This window comes from Arthrobacter sp. zg-Y1171, from assembly GCF_025244845.1.
GTDB lineage: Bacteria > Actinomycetota > Actinomycetes > Actinomycetales > Micrococcaceae > Arthrobacter_B.
This window is the reverse complement of record NZ_CP104264.1, coordinates 657,535-684,512: the sequence shown is the minus strand read 5'-3', so window position 1 is coordinate 684,512 and position 26,978 is coordinate 657,535. Positions and strand designations below refer to the sequence as shown.

At 61.7% G+C, this 26,978-nt stretch carries 20 protein-coding genes; 9 read left to right on the top strand and 11 right to left on the bottom strand.

Annotated features, from left to right (window positions below):
• Positions 1-51: 51 nt before the first annotated feature.
• Entirely contained in the window at positions 52-345 is a 294-nt protein-coding gene (locus N2L00_RS03245; protein ID WP_255766801.1) for a putative quinol monooxygenase, read from the top strand.
• A 103-nt stretch (positions 346-448) separates the two neighbouring features.
• Here N2L00_RS03245 and N2L00_RS03240 read toward each other — a convergent pair whose 3' ends face one another.
• The 7 genes from N2L00_RS03240 to N2L00_RS03210 form a co-directional block, all read right to left on the bottom strand.
• On the bottom strand, positions 449-595 hold the full coding sequence (locus tag N2L00_RS03240; RefSeq protein WP_255863839.1) for a hypothetical protein: 147 nt from the start codon (positions 593-595) through the stop codon (positions 449-451).
• A gap of 65 nt (positions 596-660) precedes the next feature.
• Positions 661-2,109, bottom strand: a complete 1,449-nt coding sequence (locus tag N2L00_RS03235; RefSeq protein WP_255863838.1) for a basic amino acid/polyamine antiporter — start codon at positions 2,107-2,109, stop codon at positions 661-663.
• Between the two features lie 292 nt (positions 2,110-2,401).
• The gene (locus N2L00_RS03230; protein ID WP_255863837.1) at positions 2,402-3,661 is read right to left on the bottom strand and encodes an arginine deiminase; all 1,260 of its coding nucleotides are present in this window, start codon (positions 3,659-3,661) and stop codon (positions 2,402-2,404) included.
• 255 nt (positions 3,662-3,916) lie between these two features.
• Entirely contained in the window at positions 3,917-4,546 is a 630-nt protein-coding gene (locus N2L00_RS03225; protein WP_255863836.1) for a hypothetical protein, read from the bottom strand.
• 695 nt (positions 4,547-5,241) lie between these two features.
• Positions 5,242-5,490 carry a hypothetical protein gene (locus tag N2L00_RS03220; RefSeq protein ID WP_255863835.1) on the bottom strand — a complete coding sequence of 83 codons (249 nt, stop codon included), beginning with the start codon at positions 5,488-5,490 and terminating at the stop codon, positions 5,242-5,244.
• Between the two features lie 72 nt (positions 5,491-5,562).
• A complete protein-coding gene (locus tag N2L00_RS03215; protein WP_255863834.1) occupies positions 5,563-6,135 on the bottom strand; it encodes a hypothetical protein in 573 nt (190 codons plus the stop codon).
• 51 nt (positions 6,136-6,186) lie between these two features.
• Positions 6,187-6,465: a hypothetical protein gene (locus tag N2L00_RS03210; protein ID WP_255863833.1), complete on the bottom strand. Its 279-nt coding sequence runs from the start codon at positions 6,463-6,465 to the stop codon at positions 6,187-6,189.
• A gap of 191 nt (positions 6,466-6,656) precedes the next feature.
• Between N2L00_RS03210 and N2L00_RS16210 the strand changes: the two genes are divergently transcribed.
• Positions 6,657-7,265: a DNA methyltransferase gene (locus tag N2L00_RS16210; RefSeq protein ID WP_374676625.1), complete on the top strand. Its 609-nt coding sequence runs from the start codon at positions 6,657-6,659 to the stop codon at positions 7,263-7,265.
• A gap of 1,078 nt (positions 7,266-8,343) precedes the next feature.
• Here the strand turns inward: N2L00_RS16210 and N2L00_RS03205 are convergent.
• Entirely contained in the window at positions 8,344-9,417 is a 1,074-nt protein-coding gene (locus N2L00_RS03205; RefSeq protein WP_255863832.1) for a Swt1 family HEPN domain-containing protein, read from the bottom strand.
• 344 nt (positions 9,418-9,761) lie between these two features.
• Between N2L00_RS03205 and N2L00_RS03200 the strand changes: the two genes are divergently transcribed.
• From N2L00_RS03200 to dcm, 4 genes are all read left to right on the top strand, one after another.
• Complete coding sequence (locus tag N2L00_RS03200) at positions 9,762-11,645, top strand: hypothetical protein (protein ID WP_255863831.1); 1,884 nt, start codon at positions 9,762-9,764, stop codon at positions 11,643-11,645.
• Entirely contained in the window at positions 11,642-12,502 is an 861-nt protein-coding gene (locus tag N2L00_RS03195) for a hypothetical protein (RefSeq protein ID WP_255863830.1), read from the top strand. Before N2L00_RS03200 ends, N2L00_RS03195 begins: the two co-directional genes overlap by 4 nt.
• On the top strand, positions 12,502-13,263 hold the full coding sequence (locus N2L00_RS03190; protein ID WP_255863829.1) for a DUF6339 family protein: 762 nt from the start codon (positions 12,502-12,504) through the stop codon (positions 13,261-13,263). The genes N2L00_RS03195 and N2L00_RS03190 overlap by 1 nt, the downstream gene beginning before the upstream one ends.
• A gap of 401 nt (positions 13,264-13,664) precedes the next feature.
• Positions 13,665-14,993 (top strand): DNA (cytosine-5-)-methyltransferase, encoded by a 1,329-nt coding sequence (dcm, locus tag N2L00_RS03185; protein ID WP_308219762.1) that lies wholly within the window; start codon positions 13,665-13,667, stop codon positions 14,991-14,993.
• A gap of 149 nt (positions 14,994-15,142) precedes the next feature.
• On the opposite strand, the gene N2L00_RS03180 is transcribed toward dcm, so the two are convergent.
• Positions 15,143-16,039 (bottom strand): MvaI/BcnI restriction endonuclease family protein, encoded by an 897-nt coding sequence (locus N2L00_RS03180; protein ID WP_260554470.1) that lies wholly within the window; start codon positions 16,037-16,039, stop codon positions 15,143-15,145.
• Between the two features lie 871 nt (positions 16,040-16,910).
• On the opposite strand from N2L00_RS03180, the gene N2L00_RS03175 reads away from it, so the two are divergent.
• From N2L00_RS03175 to N2L00_RS03165, 3 genes are read left to right on the top strand one after another with little or no spacing between them, the layout of a single operon-like run.
• Positions 16,911-19,781, top strand: a complete 2,871-nt coding sequence (locus tag N2L00_RS03175; RefSeq protein ID WP_255863827.1) for a PD-(D/E)XK nuclease family protein — start codon at positions 16,911-16,913, stop codon at positions 19,779-19,781.
• Positions 19,778-23,164, top strand: a complete 3,387-nt coding sequence (locus N2L00_RS03170) for an exodeoxyribonuclease V subunit beta (RefSeq protein WP_255863826.1) — start codon at positions 19,778-19,780, stop codon at positions 23,162-23,164. The genes N2L00_RS03175 and N2L00_RS03170 overlap by 4 nt, the downstream gene beginning before the upstream one ends.
• Entirely contained in the window at positions 23,161-24,693 is a 1,533-nt protein-coding gene (locus N2L00_RS03165; RefSeq protein ID WP_255863825.1) for a hypothetical protein, read from the top strand. Before N2L00_RS03170 ends, N2L00_RS03165 begins: the two co-directional genes overlap by 4 nt.
• Here the strand turns inward: N2L00_RS03165 and N2L00_RS03160 are convergent.
• Together N2L00_RS03160 and N2L00_RS03155 are read right to left on the bottom strand one after the other, a co-directional pair.
• Complete coding sequence (locus N2L00_RS03160) at positions 24,690-24,947, bottom strand: hypothetical protein (RefSeq protein WP_255766770.1); 258 nt, start codon at positions 24,945-24,947, stop codon at positions 24,690-24,692. The two genes, N2L00_RS03165 and N2L00_RS03160, sit on opposite strands and share 4 nt — an antisense overlap.
• Positions 24,944-26,623, bottom strand: a complete 1,680-nt coding sequence (locus tag N2L00_RS03155) for a hypothetical protein (RefSeq protein WP_255766769.1) — start codon at positions 26,621-26,623, stop codon at positions 24,944-24,946. Before N2L00_RS03155 ends, N2L00_RS03160 begins: the two co-directional genes overlap by 4 nt.
• Positions 26,624-26,978 lie beyond the last annotated feature (355 nt).

The window sequence follows — 26,978 nt, the reverse complement described above, 5'->3', positions numbered from 1 at the left end:
CCTGCTTATCTAAGCGAAGAACCAACATCGCCCCCTATTAAGGAGACAACCGTGCCAGAGAAGACCTTCGACGTCGTGGCCGTCTACACCGTCACACCGGGCTCCGAGGACGAGGTGCTTGCCGAACTGAGGCTGCTGGCTGAAGCCAGCCGGACCGAGGCAGGCAACCTCCGCTACGAGTACTTCCGCGGCGTCGAGGACCCGCGCAAAGTTGTGATACTGGAGTCCTACCGCACGGCGGCTGATTTTGACGCCCACCGCGAGTCCGTCCATTTCCAGCAGATCGGCCGCGGCCGCATCATCCAGTTGCTTCAGGACCGCACGGTATCCATGTACGGGTCGTAGGCGGTTTGGTCCTCCCGCCCCCGCTGCCCCGGCGGGATCCGTCGTCGCGGCGTCCCCGGCCGTCGTCGTCGTTAGTCGAGCCCGTCCCGGACGATCGGGCAGGTCATGCAGTGCCCGCCGCCGCGGCAACTGCCCAGCTCGGCACCGACAGCCCCACGCGGTTGGCGATGATCTTGCGGTCCAGCAGCCAGGTCTGGACCTCGGGGCGCTCCGTGGTCTGGCAAGCAGACAGGGAATTCGACGACGTCAACGCTGGCGCGGGAGCGCTGGGTGTTCTCCACCCTTATGGTGTGGCCAGCCCGCGAGTCCGCTAAATCAGAGCGCTATCCAGCCCCGGGTCAGGGCGAGCACGCCTGCAACGGCTCCTGCCAAAGTAATGAGGAAAAGAACCAGCTCCCCTCCCCGGAAAACGCGCTGCCCTTGTTCACGGCGGGCAATCACGAACAGGACGGTGGCGGGGGCGTAGAAGATCATCGAAAGCAGCACCAGGGGCAGCCCGGCGGCATAGACCAGGAACACTGAATAAATGGTGGCAATGACGGCAATGGCCAGGTCGCCCCGCCGGGTGCGGCTCGGGGCTCCTTCATACGTTTCCCCGCTCCAACCGAGCTTGAGGGCGTAGAGGGCCGCGAAAAGGAGGGAAAACAACGTCAGGACCGCTGTCATGTCCAGTGCGAAGTCGAAGGCGTCCCCGGAGAAGTAGGTGATGACCATTACCAGCTGGCTGAGCAGGGTGCTCAGCAGCAGGGCGTTGACCGGGACATCGTCATCGCTGACCCGGGACAGGAACCGCGGCATATCCTTCTCCGTGGCCGCCACGAACAGGACCTCCGCTGCCATCAGGCTCCAAGCCAGATAGGCCCCCATCACCGAAATGATCAGGCCTGCGCTGACGAACACCACACCCCAGGTCCCCACTCCCGCTTCCAAGACACCCGCCATGGATGGTTGGCGCAGCTCGGCGAGCTGTTCCATCGGCAGGACGCCGTAGGAAACGATCGTGACCGAGGCAAAGATGGCAAAGACGCTCAGAAATCCGAGGACGGTGGCCCGGCCAACGTCCTCCCGCCGTCGGGCATGGCGCGAATACACGCTGGCACCTTCGACACCGAGGAAAACGAAGACCGTCACCAGCATCGTGTTGCTGACCTGCTCGAACAGCGGCCCCGTATAGTCCGCACCGGTAAGGTTTCCCGCGAAGACGGCGGGGTCGAACAGGAAGACAGCAAACAGCACGAAGACCAGAATGGGAACAACCTTGGCGATCGTGACTATCCGGTTAATGGCTGTGGCTTCTTTGATGCCGCGCCTGATCAGGAAGAAGAATCCCCACAGTCCGGCCGAGGACAGCACGACGGCGAGGAAGGTGTCCCCTGCGCCCAGCTGCGGAAACAGGGCTCCCAGCGTGGACATGGTGAGCACCCAGTAGGTGACGTTTCCAACACAGGCACTGGCCCAGTAACCCGCCGCGGAGAAGAACCCCACGTAATTTCCGAAGCCGGCCTTGGCGTAGGCGAAGACCCCCGCATCAAGCGCCGGCTTGCGCATGGACAGCCGCTGGAACACAAAGGCCAGCATCAGCATGCCGGAACCCGCAATCAGCCAGGCGACCAGCGCACCCCACACCCCGGTTTCCTCGGCGAAGCGCTGGGGCAGGGAAAACACCCCGGCCCCGACCATGGACCCGATCACCACGGTGGTGAGGGTCAGCAGGGAGAGTTTGGCTGCTGGAGCCTTCCCTCCCTGAGCAGGCGGATTAGACATGGTTCTTTCCAATCGGGCGTGGCGGCTGAGGTCACACCGGTTAGACAACAGTGGATGGGCCGCCCGCTCCCTGCAGGGGTTCCTTTTTCGTCAGCAGCCTTACCATTATTCTCTCAGAAGGAGGCGACGGGTTCCGAATCGGCGGCCAGTGCCCGCAGGCGGTTGCCGAAGGGGCCCTTGCAGTGGAAAGGCATGTACCCGTCAACGGCGGTGCGTTCGCTGGAGTCCACATCGAAACCGTGGCCGGGGCCGCGGTCACATGCCAGCCGCCGCCCGGCCACCGCCGTCGTTGCTAGTCCAAGCCGTCCCGGATGATCGGGCAGGTCATGCAGTGCCCGCCGCCGCGGCCGCGGCCGAGCTCGGCCCCGACAATCGGGATCACCTCGACACCGGCGTTCCGTAGCGCCGCATTGGTCTGGGTGTTGCGGTCATAGGTGAACACCACGCCCGGTTCCAGGGCGACGGCGTTGTTCGCGCTGTCCCACTGCTGCCGTTCGGAGGCCGAGTAGTCGCCGGCCGTCTCCACCAGGCGCAGCTTTTTGTAGCCCATGGACTCGGCCACCACGTCCACGAAGCGGCGGTCGCGGTGGTCCCGCACCTCCAGCCCGGGGCTGCGGTCCGAGGGGTGGATGGTGAAGGCGTGGATGCCGTCCACGATGGCCGGGTGGATGGTGGCCAGGTCCCGGTCGGCGAAGGTGAACACGGTGTCCAGGTGCATCGCGGCGCGCAGTTTGGGCATGCCGGCCACGACGATCCGCTCGGCGGCCTCGGCGGCGAACAGCGACTGCGCGAGCTGGGTGATGGCCTGGCGGGAGGTGCGCTCCCCCATGCCGATCAGCACGGTGCCGTTGCCCACCGGCATCACGTCCCCGCCTTCGAGGTAGGCCTGGCCCCAGTCCTGTTCCCCGTCGCCCCACCAGACGGTGGACGCCGCGTACTCGGGATGGAACCGATAGATGGCCTGCATCAGCAGGGTCTCGTCGTGGCGGGCCGGCCAGTACAGCGGGTTCAGCGTCAGTCCGCCGCCGACCCAGCAGGTGGTGTCCCGGGTGTAGAGGGTATTGGGCAGCGGCGGCAGGAGGTACTCGGGCCGGCCCGAGGATTCCCGGGCCAGGGCGATGTAACCGGTGCGGTAGTCGGCGGGAAGGTCCGACGTCGCGAGCCCGCCGATGAGATAGCGTGCCAGCTCCGTGCCGGTCAGCGAATCCAGGAACGCCCGGGTGCCGGACACCAGTCCCAGTCCGACCCGGTTGGCGACGATTTTCCGGTCCAGCAGCCAGGTCCGTGCCTCGGGCAGGTCCATGGTCTGTCCCAGCAGGTCGTGCAGTTCCACGACGTCCACGCCGTGGTTTTCCATCTTGGTGACGAAGTCGGCGTGGTCGCGCTGGGCGTTTTCCACCCACATCACGTCATCGAACAGCAGGTCTTCCCGGTTGGTGGGGGTGAGCCGTTCGTGGGCGAGGCCCGGGGCGCAGACCAGGACTTTGCGTAGTTTCCCGACCTCGGAGTGCACCCCGTAGGTGGCGGTGGGTTCCTGTGTGCGAGTGTTCATCGGCGGGCCATCCTGCCGGATCGGAACCCTGTTTTCATCCACCCGATATTCCTGTCTGGTCCCTGCACTGGATCCCCTTCGTCAGTAGCCTTACAAGCATCCTTGCAGAAAAGGGAGCAGGGATCCGAATCAGGCCGAAAACTATGCCTCCATGCGCGGCTGAGGCGGAGGGGTTGGCGTCGCAGACGACTTGACTGGTCACCCGATCGGATTCACGTTCATCAAAGGCCGTCTTTAGCGGTAAGGATTATGGCTTCACTGCGCGTCATCCACTTCACTTGCAACATAATCAAAAACTTGCAGTAGTGAATGCAACACTTCAAAAGGATCAGTATTTTTTTGAAGCAGCCCTTCCAGCGCATCTAGATTCTCGCCCCGGTAAGCCGAGAGCAAGGCTGTTCCCAGGAGGGCGCGGTCGTACGCCATCAATAGGTCGGGATCCTGCATGACCATGTCCAGCACTTCGGGATCAAGTGTCCGGTAACTTGAAAGGCAGGCATCTGCAACTAACTGCGATGGAAGGCCTGCTTCGATGCCCTCGTCCGGAATCAGGGCGGCAGCCCACGCGGGGATACTCGAATGGGCACCGGGAACAAAGGCCAGGTTGATGCAGCCAGCCGACTCATCAAGCTTCCGGCTTGTCAGGGTTAGCAAGGAAGCGAGGAACTGCCGGTTGGTGAGATGCAACCACGTTGCCTGGAAGATGAGGGCGCCCTCGTCATCTCCCCTTGCTCGCGCGGCCATAGCTTGCGAGACCGCTTCAATTCCTTCTTCCACAGCCACTTCGTGAGTATGCGGGGCTGCCCAAATAATTCCGTCGTGATCGGTTTCCGGGTCTGGAACGGGAGGTGCTTGAAACGGGTTGTCGCTGTCAATCGTGGACATGGTTTCACCTTTCATCACGGGTTGATAGCTGCCACAAGGGAGAAAGGTGAGGCAATCATTAAAGATACTCTTATGGATGCATCTGGGTATTCAAACCCACACCTCACCGGCCGCAAGAGAAAGCTGAATACTGCTCGATCTTTCCATTGAGTGCCATCCATTAGGCACCTCGGATTTGTATCGCCATTCTGCTCCGGGATAATAATTCCGTTCTACTACCCTCGCAGGCATGTCGACAGGAAGTCGTCAGCCTCGCTCAAACTTCCGCAGCCGGCGACGATAGGGATGTGACACTGGGGCCATCGCTGCCGCAGTTGCACGAGGCCCATACAGCTACAGACCCTGATCAGGGTTCCTGAACCTCGTTGTGGTCCGCATCCGGGTGCCACAACCAGGAGGTCAGCTGCACTCCGTCCCGATGCAGGTCCCGCTCCAATGCACTGAGATCCGTCTCTCCGATAGCAAGTGATTCGATCCCGCTTGGTCTGGAGCGCACCATCTGATTAACACAGCGTCCGGCCGCTTTGTGGAGAAGGTACGCCCTCCTCAACGGGTTACAGGAACCCAGTAGCCATGCATTGCCATCCCCGTGGTTAAGCGAATACAGCTTCCTCCCCGAGGCGCCAAACCGAAGCGGTGCCATCCCCAAGCGGCGTCCTTTTCAGGGTCGGGGTTCTCGGCGTATCTCCAACTGCTCAATGTTGCCGTAACCCGGTCGATGCTTCGGTGCACGGAAGCGAGGTCGGCAGGCGGATACCCGGCATGCGCAGTGCTGACATCTGCAGATGCATACGCTCCGCGTCCTCCGCGTCGTTCAGTTGCGGGCGGTAGTCCACGCCTGCGTCCTGGTACGGAATCACAAGAACACTCAAGGCGGACCCCGTACCAAGCGCGATGGTCTCCTCGGCGCCTTCCAGCAGCAAGATGTCGGGACGATCAATCATAAGAAACCTCCAGGATGATGAGAAGGACGACGGCGGGCCCGGGTGTGCGTACCGCCGTCGTCATGTGGCTAGTTAGGCCCAGCCCGCGTACAGAATTTCCCGCGCCGAGGTGAGGACCAGCAGCATGCCGGGCTGAACCGTGCCCCAAACTGCGGTGTTCCACGGGTCACGGCCAGGTGAATGCAGCACCACGCGTGTCTGCTCCCCGGCAGGGCTCGCGTGGGCAACAAACCAAGTGGCGGTTCCGTGTTCGACGGCAATGGCGGTTGCCGCAGCCCAGCGCTTTTCACTGCCGAACCGCCGCTCCCCTTCGCCCCAGACAATGCAGACGACGTCCTTGACAAGGACCACTACGCCCAGCCAGGCGTAGTCGCTGCCGCCCAATACCGAGTGAACCGAGGCCGCCAGCATGGCCAGCGCCAGCAGCACGGCACCAATCAGCCAACGTCGCCCGGCACGGATCCGGTAGGCACGGACTAGGCACAGGATCGGGACCAGCATGAACGTGAAGATGGCGCCCAGAAGGTCGCCGCTCAGGGCTGAGGGCACTACCAGGATGGCAGTCAGGGCAGCAGCAGCGATGGTCAGGCTTTTGTGTGGGATGGAGCGTGTGGGCAGGGCGGGCAGAGTTTCCAGCTGGGTCATTATTTTGCTTTCTGTTAAGAATTCGATGGAACTTGACGACACAGCACCGGATCATTCGCGGGCGAGCAACCCGATCACTCCGAAAAGGCCGATCCAGACAGCCAGCGCGATGGAGAGCTGAGTCAGCAGTTCAAGCCCCTCCGTCGTAGGACCCGTATAGTTGGCCACCCAGATCACTGTGCGGAACATGAGCAGCAGGAACGTCCCCAATCCGCAGATTCCGCCCAAAAGCATGCCTGCTCCCGCTGATGTGTTGCTGCCGATCAACAACAGCACCGCCACGGCAGCCACGATCAGCAACCACGCAGGGGGATAAAAGTCCGGCGTCATCTGGTCTACCGTTCGCATAAACACGTGCATGTTGTTCCGTTCTTGTTTCCGGCGGCAATCCGCCGCGTATCGGTTGTCGTGTCACCCTCTATGTGTGCGGCAGCCGGCCATACCTTCACCACTGTGCCGCGGGACCCCCCCCGATATCCCTGGTCGGGCGGGGCCCGTAACTCCTATGTGTGCGGCAACCCATGAGTCTCTCCCCGCCTCTGCTGCCCGCCGTCAGCAGTCCTGGATTGAAGCGGTTCCGACTGACTGGGAAACAATGGTGGGATGCATCTCGCGAGCGGAACCAGCCATGCCTGCACGGCGATGCCCGTGCGGTGCTACGGGCGCTGGCCGAGTCAGGCCCAACCGACTCCGCGCGGCTGGTGTATGCAGACCCGCCCTACAACACTCGGCGGTCTGAGCGCAGGCCGTTCAGGGATCACCGCACTGATGGGGACTGGCCGGAGCTAATCCGTTCCGTAGCGGAGGGGTCACGCATGCTGCTGCGGGAGGACGGGAGTTTTGGGCTGCAGGTGAATGACCGGCAGCTGGGGTTGGCGCGCGTGGCCTGCGATGCGGTGTTCGGGTCGGGGAACTACGTCGGCGCCGTGGTGTGGGAACGCACTCGCCGACCTAGCTACTTGCATGGCGAGCTGGCCAGCACCCTTGATTTCCTGCTCGTGTATGCCCGGCGGCGCACCGCAATGCCTCCGCTCGTTTCGGGGGTCACCGGTGCGAGAAAGCGCGTGCCGTTAGCGCATCGGGAAATCCGATTGTCATGCTCCGGTTCCCGGCGGGAAGCGTCAGTTTGAGCTGTGCCGACAGCATCTACGCTACGGGCGACCATTCCTCACCGGGGATCGCCGCCGAGTTGATGGACGACGTCGTTATCACCGCGAGACGAAACGAAGGCGGATTCCGTCTGCGGTTGCCAAGCCGGTACAGTCCGGATCGCCTCGCGCAGATGTTGGCCGAGGGTGCGGAGATTGTGATTCCGAGAGTTCCGTTCCGCCCGTCCTATGTCTCCCAGAGGGAAACCCAAAATGGTGGGAAACCTGTGGTCCTAGCGGCTGGATGCCGACATACCAACCATGAGGACGCGTACCGGGAGCAGCAGACCTTCGCTGCACCATTCGCCTATGCCAAACACGTGACACTGTTCCGTCGGATGGCTGGAAGTGGTCTCAGACCCTGGTGACCTAGTGGTGGATCCGTTCGGCGGGTGGGGCACCAGGGAGCGGGCTGCCCGGGAAACCGGACGGTCCTCACTCCAAGCACTCCTTCCTACTCTCACGGACACTTGCATGATGTTCCCCCACTCATTTCCATCGTCGCTCCCGGCTTCGCTCGGGTCATTGGCTCCATCTAACACCGCGGAATTTGAGTCTTGCTGCCTTGTGGCCTGTCACCGTGCTGATGGCCGGCAAGTGCGCAGCGACAACGGCAGCCGGCTCAGGACAAGGAAACCGGCAGACCGCGCGCAACAAGCTGCCCCGCTTTCACCACCTGTGGCAGGATCAGCACAGCGGCCGGACCCAGCGGAAGGTCCGGCAAGAACGCTAGCTCCCTCCGCGTGGGCGAAACACACCGTAGTGCTGAACTCCGGGAACATATAGACGTACCCGCGGCACATATCAGAAGCGGGCCGGCTATGCGCACCGTCTCACTCCTCGCTGTGGATAGGCCGCCCAGCAGCCGCATCACGTTGACCACCACAACCACGGAGGCCAAGAACTGGTCCGCGATTCGACAAGACACACCGCCGGGGACGCTGCGCTCAGCTCTGGGCCGGGGTTGTGACGACGCACCCGGTCCAGCTCCGGCACGTCCTCACCGAGCACGCAATCGTCCGTTGCTGCCTCGGCGCTCACCTGACCAGCCCCTCTATCTTCAGGGTTGCGGAATACGCCCCATTGCCCGCGCATAGTCCATCCCCCTTTGAACCTGGCGCGTGGCGACTTTACTCCCTCTCATCCGGCCAAATAGTTGCAAGACACCTCGCGTCAGTTCGGTGTCAGTTCCTTGTCCGTCAGCTTTAAGCAGCGAGACAGCTGCATTGGCGATTTCCACAGGGGAAATCTCATGAAATGGGCGCTGCGACTCTGTGCTGGTTCGGTAAATCAGCCACTCATCGCGGTTGATTCCCAAAGGCCAAACGAAACCATCTCCATCCACATGGACGGATGCCTTTGAAATTTGACCCAGTATTCTCTTGGCCCTCTGTGGTGCCAATCGAGAGAACCCGAACGCAAGGCCCACTAGCTTCGCGACGCGGTCCTGGTGCACTGGTCCTTCGGATTCTGCGATGATTTCGATCAGACCTCGAACGCTTTCCTTAACGCGATTTGTCCGCATGGAATCCAAGTCTTCCTGCTCGCCGACCACAACGGTGGTCCACGGCTCCCAAGGGACTTGACCGAACAGACCGTCATCGTAGACGGCTCGGACATTGCCGGATTTTTTCTCCTCCGAGTCCCGAGGAACGTGAGTCACTTGCTCAGTCGTCACCTTCGAAGACTGCTCGGCATCGACAAGCTCACCGAGAAGCGTTGTCCGGATGTCTGCCACCTTGGCCGATGCATCAACATCGCCTATATGTGCCAGAACGGTCCTGACGGTATCTACAGCATGGAGAGCATCGAAAGTCTCGAATTCGCCCCCATGAGAGAGACGATTCCGCACGATCCTGAGGACAGATCCATATGAACTCAAAGTGCGGTTGGGGTCACCGTCATCAAACGGGTATCCCAACCCGCCCAGACGCTCTGTCAGCATGCGTAGCTGCAGGGCAGGATCCCTCGTCGAATAGGTCCACGAACCCTTACCACGCATCTTGTCCAGTTCCTGGAGTATGGATGTCCACTCCAAAGTACCGCCCAGCAGCGGCTTCATCGTGGTCTGAATGTATGCGTCAATCGACACGGCAAATACGTCGAGCGCCTGTTGGACATGGACTTTTGTCATGGTTCCCCCAAAGTTGACGACCCACTGATTCGAAGGTCTCGGAGTGTCATTTAATTTTCCTTGACATCCTACATTTAGGATATATAGTCGACATATATCCGGCAAGCACCTAGGGAAAATATGTCAGGCGAAACGCGTAACGAACGCTTCAGGCGCCTCGCATCTTCGCGGGGAGACCGGCTCATACGAGAAATTTCTCTTCTGGGAAATCTATCGAACCAAAAGAACTACGAGTACACACCCGACGAGGTTGAAGCGCTGTTTCGCCCTATCGAGGACGAATTAACGGCGGTGCGTGCACTATTTGACCCGTCTACCCCATCCACCAGAAAGGTGTCATTCGAATGACATCCCCAAATTTCGGGTTCTATTTTGAGACCGCTGGAAGAGGTGCCTCGCAAGGCGCGATCTCTCCAGCGGAGCAATTCTTTGAAGGCTCTCTGGCCGAGTCCTCGCTGGTTCGCGAAACGGTACAGAACTCCATAGACGCCCGTTTGGGATCTGAACCCGTGAAAATGGTTTTCGAGCTCAGGAAGATGAAAACGGCAGACGTTTCTGGCATCGAAGGCCTCCGTGCAACCCTGAAACAGGTTGCGGAAGAAACCGTCGGCACCCAAGGCCATGCCAACATGACGCTCGCATACAAGACAGCCCTAAAGGAACACGTCGAGGTGCTGCGCATCAGCGACTACGGCACAAGGGGTCTGACAGGTTCGGAGTCAATCGACCACCCAACGTCGGCTCTAAGTGCTCTCACTCGTGGGGCAGGTATATCGGCCGACGACGGTTCGCGCGGCGGTTCTTTCGGAATCGGTTCTGCTGTTGGGCCCATGGCGTCGAACATGAGCACGGTCCTCTACACATCCCGTCCTCATAACCAACTGTCTACGGTTTTCGCCGGTTACAGTTGTCTGGCGAGCCACCGCGATCTGGACGGAAAGTGGCACGTCGGTGATGGATTCTTTACCGACCTCACGCGTGACGATGATTTCAGCTACCTCCGTGATCCTGGTCCAGTCGGCCCCTTCACAGAGCGGACCACGCCGGGTACCGACGTCTTCATCCTCGGCTACCGAAAAGCCCATGCTGATCCAGACTTGCGCCACATCAAGGTAGCCGTCATGCGCAATTTCCTCTTGGCGATCGACCGGGGCAACCTCATCGTGGAAGGGATAACGGAGAACGACACCTGGGTCTTGGACTCGAACACATTGGGCGACAGTGTTCTTGAGGATTCCGAAGCTAACGCCTTTTATCGTGCCATTAAAGAGGAGCCCATAATCGGTACAAGTGACAAGCTCGGCTCTCTCTCTCTCTACATCAACGTTGACGACAGCCTTGATAAGACCCTGCACACCATCACGGTCCGCAAACCGCTCATGAAGATCGATACTTTCAGGCATAACTCAATTCCCATCAAGTACGCAGCAGTTTTGGAATGTTCCGACGACGAGGGAAATAAACTCCTCCGCAGCCTAGAACCTCCACAGCATCATCGCTGGGATCCCGAACGGGCTCTACACGGTAAGGCCGCAATTAGGGAACTCAAAAACTTTGTCCGGGAAGGGCTGAAGAGCCGTGTGAAACAGCACTTCGGTGATCAGGTCGAGATCAAGGGGCTGGCTCGGTATCTGCCTATGGAGGTTTTCGAAGACAAGTCCCACACACTAAGAGATTCTGGGACCCCCGTAAACGGTCTAGGGACTAAAAATGAGTCAAGCACCGTCCATGGTACGGATGCAGGCAGCCAGCCAGTTCGGGTTCGCTCTGGCGGTTCCTTCAGCGTAGGCGTGAGCACGCCAGCTGCGGGTGAAGGTGAGATTCCCGCCAAGAAAGGTAAAGACGCGGGGGGCTCGTCCACTCGAGCCAACTCCGGGGGGGATCTGTCAGGCACCGGCTCCCCAGGGGACGGATCCGGCAAGATTACGGCAGGGGACGTGCGATTCCGCAGCTGGTGCGAGGCAGCGACGGGCGACCTGTGCCTTTCCATCACCGCGGGAGAGACTATCGAAGGCGACTTGGAGCTGGTGCCGCTCGGACCTGGTGGAAGCATGGAGGACGGATTCGTGCTTCCCCTCAGCGGAGGGACCATCACCACTGGGTCAACTCAACTTGTGCTCAGCAATAAAGGCAATGTTCTGTCCAATCTGAAGCTAGAGGCCGGAGTGACTTCACACATCCGCCTGAAACTATCGTCGGCACATCGGTACCGACTGGGGGTCAAATGAAAACAGCAGCCAAGAGAGGTTCGTACCCTCATCCGGTCCTCGATGCCTCAGACGACGTCAGTACGGAATTCCAGGTTCTCAACGCCGTGGTAACTCCCACCGTGAACGACGTCGAAGTCAAATTCCAGGTCCGCATGACAGATCCTGACATTCAAGCCCTGCTCGACACAGGTCTCGCACGCTACAGCTTCCGATGGACGTGTTCGTCCACCATCGCGGCGGGCGAACTGGGTGCCACCGTCCAGCAGCGCCACGTCGACGGAGCAACATATGTCGGATCCATTGATCAGGAGGACGTACGACGACTTGTAATCGTCGAGCTCAGGATCGTAGCCATACATGCGATTCCCAACCACCGGCTCACAAATCAGAATCCCGAATACGGGAACGCCACATTCAGCATCCTCCCGGGTGACGTTCTTGCGGAGGGTGGATCTTTCCAGTTTGAACCGGAAAAGCGCTACGATCCGCTCATGCCGCCGGTCGGCTCTTGCTTCCGCTTTGAAAGCGACCCCAAAAGAACCAAGGGCATCGACGTCAAGTTTTTTGACGACGAGTACGTGCTCGTGACTTTCCCAGAGCGGCTCCAGCCACACTTCGCCGCAGCCGGCCCAGAAATCCAGATAGGGCTCGTCGTCCTACCGGCCCTCATGGAAGCCGTTAACTTCATTAAGGCCAACGAGTCCTCCGACAGCAGCGAAGATTTGACAGAAAAGTCGTGGTATACGGCGCTGTTCAAACTAATAAGTGAAAATGGGTCTCTGGCGCACCCCACGTTTGAATTGGCACAGAAAATGCTCGGGTACCCGCTGGACACGGCACTGAGTGCCGCTTTGGATCATATGGGGGATGAATAGTGAACACGCAAGCTAAGGCCCTAACCTATGGCGCACTTAAGGACTTGAAGTTAGCTCTGGATGCCGCATCCAGTCCCGAAGATTTTTTTGCCGAAGCCGATGCCACTCTCAGTAACCCTGATAGCGTTTTACAGCTGCCTATCGACCTCGGTGTTCCTGATCCGTTGGACCCCGGCGCCCAGCAATCATCTGGGAGGGACGTAGACAACGCCCCTCTCGTGTACCAGTACTTGGGTGCGCTCGACAGGGCCAACGCCTCAGACCGCCGTCTGTGGACCTTCCTCGCCTTCGGAACGTTCCGTGAATACATGGAAAAGAGGTGGCCACTTGATCCCGATAAAAACTGGAAGTCCCGCGTCGAGGACCGATGGTTGATGCTCAACGCGACCCGTGGCTCACTCGTCCGCCATGGAGTCGCCCGCCTTTGGTGGGTCACCACCCTAACCTACGATGCGACAGCCCAGCATCCGCTGTCACGGGCGGCAGCTGACCCTTTCGCATACACTCGCGAGGCGTTCCACCGCGAAGACCGTATCTTGGCGCTTTTTGACCGAGAGTCAGGTGCGCTCCCCGGGCTGGTTCGTGCCGTACTCGGCCATGTTGCCCAGGGCGGAGTCTTCTCCGAGGACAAGCACATACGTGCACTGATGAAGGAAATGACTTTGGTCTACGGTTACCGAGACTTGGGGACCCTAGATGAGACTGAGGTAAGCAAGATCATCGACGAGTCCTTCGTTGTCCGGCGGCCATACGCCTTCTGAACACTACGGCGTTACGGCACCCTACGGACCAGTAGGAATAGAAGTAGGGTGGCTATACCCCGGCAACATCCAGGAAGGACCAACGCATCCGGAGGGGTTCGTTTTCTTAGAACCCCTCCGGATTTCACGGGTTCGTCGGCCGACGTCCATTCAGGCCTACAGCCGTGCCCTCTGCGCAATCCTCATCTGGGTTCCCTGAGGCCACCTCCACTGCCCCTGCACAGGTCCTGTTCAACGGAGCAGTTGTCCCCATCAGAACAACGGCGGTAGAAGTGTCTGTGCTAGGACATAGGGTCATCCTGCAGGCCACCAATACGGAGACCAGCATGCGACCCCGATGACAGGTCTGGGTCAGAATAGTGACATACTGTCATCCACATGACCCCCCTAATAAGGATGCAATGAACAGCGCGTATAACCTTCTCGATCTTGCCCGTGCCCGCTACAGCCAGCGTCAGTTGGCAGACATGCTGAATGTTTCAACTCGAACTGTTGCCCGATGGGAACATCACGAGACTGCTCTACCCACCATGCTCGCCCCGGCATTGCGGGAAATCTTGGACTTGAAGGACGCCGCAGGAAACGAGGAGTTCACGTTCATTGACCTCTTCGCTGGGATCGGTGGGATTCGGATGGGTTATGAAGCACACGGCGGGAAGTGCGTATTCACCAGTGAGTGGAACAAATTTTCTGAAAAGACTTACTTGACAAACTTCCCCGACGACCACGACAACGAACACACATTTATTGGGGACATCCAGCAGTACGAGGCAAACCTGATACCCGACCATGACGTCCTACTTGGAGGCTTCCCCTGCCAGCCGTTCTCGATCGCGGGGGTCAGCAAGAAAAACGCCCTTGGACGCGCTCACGGCTTCGAGGACGCAACCCAGGGAACCCTCTTTTTTGATGTGGCCCGAATCATTGACGAGAAGCGCCCAGTGGCTTTCATGTTGGAAAATGTCAAGAACCTAAGATCTCACGATAAAGGGAAGACATTCGCTGTGATCATGGCGACCCTCCAAGATGAGTTGGGCTATGAGGTCCACACCAAGATCATTGATGGCATCAGTTTCACACCGCAGCACCGCGAACGCATCATCATCGTCGGATTCCGCGAGCCTACCGACTTTACTTGGGACGATCTTGAGCTCCCGCCCGTTGGCCCCAAGTTGGAGACCATATTGCACCGCACTGACGGCACAGAACCGTTCCTTGAATGGGACGGTGATCGGTACTTCGACCACGAGAACAAAAAGGTGCAGGACAAGTTCACTCTGACCCCGCGGCTGTGGGCGTACCTCCAAGCTTATGCCGCCAAGCATAAGGCTGCCGGTAACGGATTTGGGTTCGGATTGGTACATCCCCAAGGCACTTCTAGGACCCTCTCCGCACGGTATTATAAGGACGGTTCGGAGATCCTTGTCGCCCAAGGCACGGATCGCCCGCGACGTCTTACACCCCGTGAATGTGCACGCCTGATGGGCTTCGATGACAGCTTCCGCATTCCGGTCAGCGACACCCAGGCTTACCGGCAGTTCGGCAACAGCGTCGTGGCCCCCGTCATGCAGGAAGTTGCACGTATTGTGGCTCCTCACGTAGCTGCCATAAAGTCTCGTTCCGCACAGGGATCTGCCATGGAAGTCGCGACACCGGAAACGCACAACCGCGCTACAGCCATAGTAGAACTAGCGGACCAGTCCGAGCTGGTGACTGCCTCCACAGCCTGAACCGTTCGTGTCGTTAGCGGCGCCGTGCAGCTGAGAGCCCTTCAGCTGCATGGCGTACTGGCCATCAAATATGCCAGCCGGCCGTTTCTAAGCCCGCGGTTTCGGTCTCGAGGTGGACACCATTAGGAAAGACGACCTCATTCAGGTTCCTACAGAACTACCTTCTCAAAGGACCGATAAAGGGCCGCTGCGTTGGTCAGTGAGGACCTGAATTGGTACCTCGTGTGATGTTTCCATACAGCATTTTTATCAAGTTTCGTATTCAAACCAGGGTCAAGAACGATCGACCCTGCAGCCACAGCGGCCAAAAAGTGTAGGAATGACGTTCCTTCGCCAACATGTACACGCGTTCCGTAGCTAAACTCTTCTGGTTGTCCTTTTTTGGTAATGCAGGGCACGAATACCGCCTTGCCGTGTTTGGCTTGCCAGTGAGTCAATAGTTTGGAGAAGGACCAGCGACCGAGGTCAATATCCTTTATCGGATCCCGCAGGTATAGATAGCCGTCGTCGGTGATCTTCTGGCTTTCCGCATCAAAGCCCTCGATTCCAAATTCCAATCCGGTCTTACCGTGAACCACACCCGCCCTATGGACACCTGACAGATCGTAACGGCTGGATGTCTCATTTGGTTTCCCATAGGTCTTGGTTAGCCAGGTCGTACCAAAGTCTTTTGCTTGACCACTATCGGGATTTGGCGTCAGCAAGGTGATTCGGGAGCTTAGGTGATTAGATAGGTGCTTCACCCGGTGCGCCTTTACCTCCCAGTCGAGATAATCGGGCATTGCCCGACCATTTGCTGTAATTCCTAGCTCGCTCTCGAGGGTGACCCCATGGCTATTTGTTCCATGACACTCCTCCCGCAACCCATCAGGCCGGAGTCGATAGGCCTCGATCCAATTCTTTTTATGGATCAGTCGCAACTCGTGGAACAGCACCTCTCGAGAATCCGCCCGGTCCGCACGGAGGCTTAGTTGCAACAACGTACCTCGACCTTTGTTGAATTCCCTCAGGTAACCCGCAGCCGGAGACAAAGAGGAAACAACCATCGCGAAGACCTTTTTATCCTTACTGGGTCCGAAAATCAGACACCGACCTTCCTCTTGACCCCGTGACCCAGGTGCCTCACTGAACGCCAATAGTTCCCTCGGACCTTCCGGCGAGGCATCAAGGAATCCTGACAGCCGAATCTCGGGGTACTGGGGGTAGTAAATGAGTTTTGTTTCCGGAGCGGGGGACAAGCCACTTTCAGAGAACCATACCCACGGTAGCGACACCCTGTAGATCGGCGGTCCGGCTTTGGGCTTACCTGAGGTTGCGTCGTGAGCAGTAACGGGTCCGGGGAATAAGTGGCTCAAAGCCGTTAGATCGCTGCCCAGTCCGGCAATCTGGTTTTTGCTGTTGTGGTTACGGGTAAGGAACTTTACCTGCACCTGAGTGACACCATGGTCCCTAAACCTGCTCTCGATATCTTTCCAAGTCACACGATCGTGCCATAACGTCTTCATGCCCAGTTAGATCCCCACTCATGCCGATCCCTATACTTTCGACCTAATCGTATACGTTTCACAGCGCAGTTCCGGACAGCGGACCACACAAGGGATATCGTGCGGTTGACAAATTATAGAAATCAGAACATTTTCTTCTCCACGGCTCGTGAACATCACGTTCTTGCGAAGTTGCCTCGAAAATAATGGCTGCTAAAGACCATGGGGGCCGCAGCGCAGCTATCCCGGTGTTTCGGCACCCAATGCAGGCCAGCCGTAGCAGCGATGTAGGAAGGCAGGCCACGCATCGCATTTGCGACATTCCGCTGCTGTAAGGACGGAAATATCGTGCAGTGGACAACAACGCGCCGAGCGTCCAAAGCTTATTGCTACTGACTGCTAGATTTAGTGGACTGAATAACAGGGGGAATCATTGAGTAAAGAAACAGCCGGTGCTTACGCAACACTAGGTGCCGGCACCCGGACGAAGGCGTTTACCAGCACGCCGGAAGCACTCAAGGCGCTGGCCGCAGCAATCAGCGAGGCGCAGCAGGGCCGTCCCCTCCACCCGGTCACGGTGATCGCCCCGTCCCACTCCTCCGCCCTGGACATCAAGCATTACCTCGGCAGGACCCTCAACAACGGCCGCGGCAGCGCCGCCGTCCGCACCGTAACCCTCCCCGACCTCGCGGACGAACTCGCGGCGGCAGGCGGACAGCTCACCGGCCGCGCTCCCCTGCCGGCCGTGGTCCGTGAAGGTGCCATCACGGCCATCCTCGCCCAGGTGCCCGGGTTGTTCGAGCAGGTGGCCGACCAGCCCGCCACCGCCCGCGCCATCGCCAGCACCTCCTCGGTACTGGATGCAGCCTGCCCCGAGAACCTAAACAACTTGCCCCGGCTGGTCCGCGAAGTGGCCCGCGTCCACCGAAGCGCCACCGCAGCCCTGGGCGCCCGCTGGTACACGGACCACGAGCGGTACACCGCAGCAACAAACTCCCTCGGCACACCGCAGGCCGCCCGGAGGCTGGGCAGCATCATCGGCTTCCAGCTCGCCCCCGAACAGGATCCCTCCGCCAGCGCCTTCCGCACCGCGCTGGAATCACAGCCCGGCATCACCCACCTCACCGCCGCCTCTGACCTCACCCGCGGCGACACGGTCCTCAGTGCCTCCGACGCCGACGACGAGGCGCGCGCCGTCGTCCGCCTGATCATCGATCGGCTGGCCGAAGGAGAACCCGGGCACCGCATCGGAGTGTTCTACTCCGCCGCGGACCCCTACCGGACCCTGCTGGCCCGGCGCCTGACCGAGGCCGGGATCGAGTTCGTGGGCCCCGGCGCCCGCGGGCTGTCGGATTCCGCCCTCGCACGCGGCCTCGTAAACCTGCTGAGCCTGGACCCTGCCGCCCCCGACGTCCGGATCATCCTCGACACCCTCTCCCAGGGTGCGCTCCACTGGCGGGACGGAGAGCTGCCCAGCAGCGCTGTCTGCGAACGCCTGCACGCCCATCCCCCCGAGGATGCGGAGGAGGACGACGCCGAGGAGATCCTCCCGGCCTTCGAACAGCAGCGGCGGCAAAACTACGCCCGCTTCACCGAGTTCGTCGCCATCCTCGGCGAACGCCTCGCCCGGCTCTTCAACGCCGGCAGCTGGACCGCCGCTGCAGCGGACCTCACCGACTTCGTGGACGAATTCTTCGCCCCGCGCCAGGGCTCCCCTGAGCTGGAGCCGCTCGAGGCCCGTAAACGCGTCACCGACCTCCTGCGCGAACTGGACCTGCTGGAGGGCATCGCCCCTGCACCCTCGGCAGCCGCCATCCGCGCCGCCGTCAGCCGCGGCATTGACTCCGGCCGCTTATGGGCCGGCAGCAGCGGCACCGGCGTGGTCCTGGGCTCCTACGCCGACGGCGTGGGCCGGGACCTGGACACGGTCTTCATTGTCGGCGCAGCGGACGGGCTGGCCCCGGCCCGCATCCGGGAAAACCCGCTGCTGCCGGACGCCGCCATCCCCCTGCTGGCCGTCCCGCTGCCCACCGTTCATGCCCGCGCCGCGGCGGCAAAGGACCAGTTCCAGCGGCTGCTGGCCACCGGCACCCGCCGCACCGTCCTCTATCCGCGCGGCAGCCTGCGGGCCGGCGGCGGGCTCTCCCCCTCCCGCTGGCTCGGCGACGCCGAGATCCGGGACCTGCAGTCCTTCGCCCACGGCCTCACCCACGGCGATCCCAGCGGCCTCGCCGCCACGCCCCAGGAATGGCGGGTCCGCCGACTGCTGACCGAAGGTCCGGACTCCGACGCCGTGGATCCGGTCCTGGCCGCAGCCCTGGAGGTCCGCGACCACCGCCGCACCGGAACCTTCTCCCGCTTCAACGGCAACCTGGCCGCCGTCGCCGGTTCCATCATCGATCCGGACGTGCCCATCTCCCCCACCAACCTGGAGGACTGGGTGATCAGCCCGCTGGGGTATTTCCTGCGCCGGATACTGAAGGCCGAGCTGTTCGAGGACGTCACCCTGGAAGTCCAGATCAGCCACATGCAGCGCGGCAACCTGATGCACCAGGTGCTGGAAGACTACGTCCTGGAACTGACCTCAGGCTCGCACCCGGACGCCCGTCGGCTGCTGGAGATCGCCGAAAAGGCGTTCGAGGACACTGCGAATCCGGCCTGGCTGAAACACACCTGGGACCGGGACAAGTCCCGGATGCGTGCGGACCTGGCTCAGGTCCACGACGCCGACGACGCCGCCCGCCAGACCGGCTGGACGCACATCGGCGTGGAGGCGGAATTCGGCGTACCGGAGGAAGAACACCCCGTGGAGCTGGACCTGCCGGACGGCAGCACCGTGCGTTTCCGCGGCAAGGTGGACCGGGTGGACCGGCACAGCGACGGCCAGGTGCTGGTGATCGATTACAAGACCGGCAAACCGGACAAATACAAGTCCCTGAAGGAAAGCGATCCCACCGCCGGAGGCACCCGCTTCCAGCTGCCGGTCTACGGACTCTTCGCCCGCCGGTACCGGCAGGACAACACTGCGGAGGTCCGCGCCGAATACCGGTTCATCACGGCCCGCGGCGACTACCGGAGCGTGGGGTACGCAGTGACCGACGACGTCGTTGCCACCCTCCGCGCGGACGCGGGACTGATCATGGCAGCACTTCGGGCAGGGGTTTTCCCGCCCCGACCCGAATCGGACCGCGGCATCAACCACACCACCATGATGGGCGCCGCCGGCGTCCGGCACACCTGGGAGCGGCTGCAGGCCGACCCCGCCCTCAGCGATTATTCGCGGTTCTTCCAGGAGGAAAAATGAGCTGCCCGCAATGCTCCCCGCCGGAACAGAACACGAAGAAGGACCAGGCGGCGCGGGACCAGATCGCCGCCGACCTGGACACCACCGTGTTCGTGGACGCAGGTGCCGGCAGCGGCAAGACCCACGCCCTGGTGGGCCGCATCGCCGCCCTGGTGGACAGCGGCATCGACATCGGCAGCATCGCCGCCATCACCTTCACGGAAAAGGCCGCCAGCGAGCTGCGGGAACGGCTCCGGAAGGCCCTGGCAGACCGCTGCCTTTGCGTGTCAGAGGCGGCTGCCGGGCTGCGGGATGAGGCCCTGAACCGGCTGGATTCCGCCCCGATCGGCACCATCCACGCGTTCGCCGCCCGGCTGATCGGCGAATATCCGATCGAAGCCGGCGTACCTCCGCTGATTACCGTGGTGGACGAGCTGCGCGCCCAAATCGCCTTCGAGCGGCGCTGGGAAGAGGTTCAGCAGGCCCTGTTCACGGATCCCGCCGCGGACAAGGCGCTGCAGGTGCTGCTCGCCGTCGGCGTCACGCTGGACCAGCTGCGCAATGTGGCCGAGACACTGGACGAGAACTGGGACCGGCTGCGCACCCGCCCGCCGGAGCGCCAGCGTGTCCCCGCCATCGACGTCGGACCCCTGCTGCGCGCCTCGGAACTGGTCCTGGAAAACAAGTCAAAGTGCACGGACCCGGCGGATCCGCTGCTGGAGCGTTTCCCTGTTGTGGAGGCGTGGCGGACCCGACTGCAGGAAGTGCACGGCTCCGAAGACCTGGGCAGCATCATCGATGTGCTGAACAGCTTGCCCAAAAACGGGTATTCGGGGGGTCGCAAACCCAACTGGGGCGGACACATCGACAGCGTCCGGGAGCAGTTCAAGAACCTGGTCGCCCAGCGGAACCAGACCATCACGGAGATGGTTTCCCCCGCCGTCGCCACGGTCAGCGCCATCATGGCCCAGATCCTGCTCGACGCCGCCCGGACCCGGCAGCGCAGCGGCGAACTGGAATACCACGACCTCCTCGTCCATGCGCGGGATCTCCTGGTCGGCGCGGACGACGACGACGCGCCGGCCCGCCGACCGCTGCAGCAGCGCTACACGCACCTGATGCTCGACGAGTTCCAGGACACCGACCCGGTGCAGGCCGAAATCGCCGTCCGGCTCGCCGCAAGCACCGGCTGCGGGCCCGAGGGCTGGGCCGAGCTGCCGGTTCCGCCGGGGCGCCTGTTCATGGTGGGCGACCCGAAGCAGTCCATCTACCGCTTCCGGCGGGCCGACATTGCCACGTTCCTCTCCGCCCGCAACCGCGCGGCCGCGGACACCGGCTCCGCCATTGCCACCCTGGAGATCAACTTCCGATCCACCACCGCGGTGCTGGAGTGGGTCAACGCCGCCTTCGGCCGGCTCATCCAGGGCAACGGGACCGTGCAGCCGGAGTATGCCGAACTGGCGCCGGACCCAGACCGGCCGGAGTGGACCAACGACGGCGGCCCCGCCGTCGCCGTCATCGGCCGCGGCAGCGGCAGCGGGAAACTGTCCGCTGCCGAACGCGGCGAGATGGAGGCCCGCGACGTCGCCGCCGCCATCCGGGTAGCGACCGGCAGCGCCGGCACCGCTGCCTGGCGGCATCAGGGCGGAAACAAGGAAAAATACGCCGGGGAGGACCTGCAGCTGAGCGACGTCTGTATCCTGCTGCCCGCCAAGACCGCGCTGCCCTACATCGAGGATGCCCTGGACGCGGCGGGCATCGAATACCGGGCCGAGGCCTCCTCCCTGGTGTATGCCACGCAGGAGGTCACCGACCTGCTGCTGGCACTGCGGGCCCTGAGCAACACCGCTGACCAGGCGGCCCTCGTGCTCACCCTGCGCTCCGCGCTTTTTGCCTGCGGCGATGATGACCTGTTCCGCTGGAAGCAGGCCGGGGGCCACTGGAATCTCTACGCCCCCGCACCCCAGGGGCAGAAGGACTCAGCCGTCGACAAGGCGCTGGCCTGCCTCCGGGAACTGCACGGCAAGCTGCCGGTCCGCTCGCCGGCCGAACTGCTGGAACAGCTGGCCGGGGAACAGCGGGTGCTGGAAGCGGCCACCGATACGCCGAGGTACCGGGATGTGTGGCGCCGGATCCGGTTCGTCATCGACCAGGCCCGCGCCTGGTCGGAGGCCACCCACGGCGGGCTGCGGGACTACCTGAACTGGGCTGCCTCCCAGCAGGGGGACAACGCCCGGGTCAAGGAAGCCGTGGTGCCCGAAACGGATCTGCACGCCGTTCGGATCATGACCATCCATGCGTCCAAGGGCCTGGAGTTTCCCATGGTGATCCTGGCCGGGGCAGGGTCCGCGCCGCGGCCCGTGTCCGACCCTGTCCTGTGGGACGGCGCCGGGAACACCCTGGTGCGTTTCCTCAAGGACGTGGAAACCTCCGGGTTTGCCGCCGCCAAGCAGCTGGAAACACAGTTCAGCGACGCCGAACGCCTCCGCCTGCTGTACGTGGCCTGCACCCGTGCCATGAGCCACCTGGTGGTCTCGCACTACAGCGGGTCCGGATCAAGCATGAGCGGCCAGCTTGCCGACATGGAGAAGAAAGCCCAGGCGGAGCCTGCCGACCCGGGAAAGAAGTATCAGCCGGCGCCGGATCTGGAGCTTCCGCACCAGCTTCCTCCGCTGGACAAGGCTCCGGTGACACCGGCGCCCGTGCCCGCGTTCGAGAAGTGGGAAGAGGACCGGGCTAAGTGGGTGGAGCAGTCGGCCCGTTCGTCGCGGACGTCGGCCACCGCGCTGGCCAAGGGCGACGGCGCCGGGTCCACGGATCCCGCGGCCGACGGCGGCGTCCCGGCGCCGGAGGCCACCTCGTCCTTCCAGCCGGTTGACGGAGCAGAAGAGTCGCTGCCCGGGTTTGACGGGATTCCGGTGGAGCACGGGCCGGTGTTCGGCACCGCCCTGCACCGGCTGCTGGAACTGACCGATCTGGAACTCTCGCCGTCGCTGTCCGGGCTGGCGTCCGGGGTGGCCGCTGCTGCCGGGCTGCGCATCCCTGCCGATCTGGAGGCCTACGCACGGGCAGCACTGGAAACTGTGCCGGTGCGTCGCGCCGCCGACCGGGAGCACTGGCTGGAGCTGCCGATGGTGGCTCCCCACGGAGACCAGACCCTGGAAGGCATCATCGACCTGATGTACCGGGAGGACAACGGGAGTCTGGTCATCGCCGACTTCAAGACCGACGTCAGCGTTGGCGCCGAGCAGCTCGCCGCGTACTGGCGGCAGCTGGGCACCTATGCCCTGATGATCGAGCGGATTACCGGGGAGCAGGTCAGCGAGCTGGTCCTGATTTTCTGCCGTGCCGGCGGAGCAGAGGTTTTGCAAAGAACACTAACTGGGGGAACAGAAGAATCATGATTAACGCGCAAGCCGCCGGCGATACTGACCGGGATTCCCTGGTCGAGGCCCAAACACCGGAGTTCAGCTGGAAGACTGTCCGGGTCACCTACATCGTTCCCCTACCCGAAATGCCCGGGGTTCCGGAGCCGGCGCTGCCGGGCGATACTCCGACGACGAGCAGCTGGGCACCAATCGGAAATGAGATTAAATCACCGAGGCCCGGCGGAAAAGGCCTCCTCTCGAAGACCCTCGAGGCTGAAATGAAGGGCGCAGCCAGCCAGTATTCCCAGAATCTGTTGGGGAAACCAATGGCGAGAGCGTTGGGATTCGAGGACGGGTCGTTGGCCATCCGCGAGAAATGGACCGGGACGAGAACCGGCATTCCCGGTGTCGCCGACTGGGATGCTGAACGTATTACGTTCAGCATCGGGAGTAGGACCAGCCGCTTCCTTATCGTCGGACTTGATGTTAAGGCCGGAACGGACCTTGAACGTTTCCTGGTGCAGTCAAAGGAGGGACCGAAAACCGGCCCTCCCGGAGCTTTGAAGTCCGTTCTCTGCGAGGTCGGACTACCCGCATTGGTTTTTCAAGGCGACGGCAGACTGCGCCCGCCAAAGGGAGCCGATGAACTCGCCGTCTCATCACGGCTCTATATTTCCACTGTGACCATGGCAGTCCAGAGCGGCCCCGGGGTTCCGCCGGCCCTCCAGAGTCTGCGCAGCTATGAAAACTGGGGCGACACGCCCACACAGAAATGGTCCTATTTTCTGGCAACCCACAACCGCCATAGCCGGCGCCTTCCGCCCGACTCCAAGGCGTATGCCGACGCAGGCTTCCTGGAGCGGACGGGCGCGTATGAGGTTCGGGTTGAGCCTTTCGGGACATCAGTGGTTTTTGCCGATGATGTTCCGAATGCATCGTGGGACCAACTTAAGGTTCTGAGGTCGGGTACGAACCCCTTTGTGGAACTTGCCCTCCTGAGCTATTGGCAACATGCATGCCTGGAATACTTTACGGATGAACTCGCTGCGCAGGCCCGCAGCATGGAAATCGACAAGCCGGACCTGAAAACATCCTTGAAAGCCCTGCGCGACTTCGGCGACAGCTATTTCTTCTTCAGAAACTGCATCTGGTTCGACAATGTTCCGAACCAGCCGGAGTGGACGGAATACCTGCAAAAGCTGCAGCAGAGCCTGGGAGATCGGGAAGCTTTCGCCCGCCTCGCAACGGATTACAACGACTGGACCAGCCACCTGGGGAACCGTGTGGCGCTGGAAGAGGAAGAACGCAAAGACGTCAACGAACGTCAGGTCAGGGAATACTCAACCCTCATCGGAGCCGGCGGCCTGGCGCTGGGCTCGGCGGCGATCTTGGTGGAGCCGGCCACGCCGTGTGGGTACGTCCTCGGGGTGATCTTGCCTGTGGGATTCCTGCTGTGGTTTGCCGGAATCCGGAAGCGTTATCCGAAGTCGCCGCGGACAGCCGTTCCGCGAGCCTCCGGTCCGGAGGCTCGCGGTGGGGTACGTCGGGTACCGCCTGCCCCCTAGAGCTCCCCGTGGCTGGCCACATGGCCAGCAAAGTCTCCCTCGCAATCCGGCAGGTGCAACTGGCACATCCGGGCCAGGGTGAGGACATAATGCCGAACGCAGAAGACTTCGGCGTCCGGCCCTTCGGCCAGCTCGAGGGCCACGAAATGCGTGGGCGGATCCACGCAGACCGAGTCGTCCCACAGGCAGCGGACGGAGCCGAAGTCCGCGACGGTCCCGGTACCGGAGGTGGTGTCGTCCTTGGTGCTAATCATTTACTGTTCTCCTTGATCATCCGGTCCAGGGTGTCCATGCCCGCCAGGATTTCCTGGTGGGTCAGCTGATGGTCGGCGTCCAACCAGTCCGCCCACCGGGTGTGGAAGGCACGTTCCCGATCCAGTTCCCGGCGTCGGCCCTGGTATTCGCGCGCCGTGATCCGGGCGGCAGCGCCGTCGTTGTCAGTGCTGACCTTGAGCATGGTGCCAGCGGCGGGAAAGAGGATGCAGGTCCTGGTATCACGCACGCTCAGCACGAACCAGGACTGCATGTCCACCGTGGCTCCGCTCGGCAGCAGGTACGGTTCCAGCTCATCGAAGTCCAGGCAGCTCACCGCGTGGAAGGACTCCACCTTTTCCCCGTCCATCACCGTATTCAGATACGGCTGAAACAGATGGCGCCCGGTATCCGGGTGCTCCCAGGTCCGGAATCCGGCCCACGGGGAGAAGAACTGCTTTGATTTCCGGACCTTCAGCTCCGGACCTTCAGACCGCTCGTAGGTGTGTTGCTGGAACACGGGCATGGTCCCCGCCTTGAGCAGCAGCGCCGCGTCATTCAGAACGTCGACACTGATGGGGAGGTTGTGCCGGCCCAAGGCGCTCTTCAGCCAGGTCTCCAGCTCCAGGGCGGTAACGAACTGGGAGGTGCCGGTTTCCTGGTCGTCGTAGTCCACGATGTGATGTTCCAGCCGGTACAGCCGGGCGTCGAGGCTGTTACCCTCCCAGGGCTGCTTGGGTCTCCGGTGTCCTTCCGGAACCGAATCTTCAAGGATCCAATCCGCCCAGTCGGTGGCCAGGGCTCCCAGTCCCTGCTCCGCGCCCGTCTCCGGATCGACGTAGCGCTGCAGCACTCCGTCCACGGCGCACAGAAGCTCCAACGGGCCCAGCTCCTGGGTTACCGGATACAGCAGTTCGTACAGGTGCTGCGCACTGCGCACGTAGGCGACCACCGGTCGGTGCGTGTTGATCTCGTCGCGGTGCGGGAACAACAGGTCATTGGCGCACAGTTCCGCGCCCTGAGGGGCGGACATCCGCCCGAGATCATGGGCAGTAACCCAGTCATGGAGCAGGCCCTGGCGGTTGGCGGCAAACGAGTCCACGCCCGGCAGTGGCCGGGGACCGGCTTTGCGCAGGGTAACCCCCGGCAGCGCCAGCGCGGCTTCGAGACCCCGGACGAAGAATGTTTCCCGAAGGGAAAGCATCCCGTCCTGCCCGCCGTCATACTCGACGATGGTGACATTTCCGTCGGGGGTTACCAAGTACACAAAGTGGGAGTCATTCTGTGCCGTGTCGACAAGGAACGGGGTCTGCCAGTAACCGGCCAGAGCGGCGAGGGTGGGTGATTTCCCGTTCTCAGATTCGCTATACATGTGCTTCCGGGACGTCATGAACAGCGTGAACTTTTCAAGGGTCCAGCCCGGTTCGCCAAAGATGTCATATCCGGTGGATTCCCCAACAATGTCGTGGGCTATTGAGGTGCTTTCACAGCTGTACGCGGCGTCGCCGTTCTCGTCCACGAAAACCTCAACCGGCAACGTTTCCGCGGGAATCCGCAGTCCGGGCCAGACCGGTTCCGCGTTATTCATGGCTTCGAACACGGTCTGTACCCGCGGCCACTCAGCGGCGGGAATCCAGACGGTACAGTCCGTCGGCGGGGAGGGGGACGCTGATTCCATGAAAGAACTCTCCAGTTTCTGGGCGGCCCGCTGTCGAAGCCGTTAGGGGTGCATGGAACCTCAAATTCCTGCATCTAATGATGAACAACAAGGTACCGGGAAGCACTGACACTTTCCCGATGTTGGAAAGTGTCAGTGGATACGATGCCGAATTGAAACTATCCGCCTTCGACTTTCCCGCACCCCGTCCCCGTCCCCGAATAACAGGAGGGCAATATCCAAAAATACGACGCCCATCATGAAATAGCGGCAATTCATAGTGGCCGGGCACCAGGGAAGATGGTCTCTATACGCTCCATATCAATGTGACAGAAAAGTCTGCACGAAATCCTTGTCCTTCTCGGGGAGTCGGAGG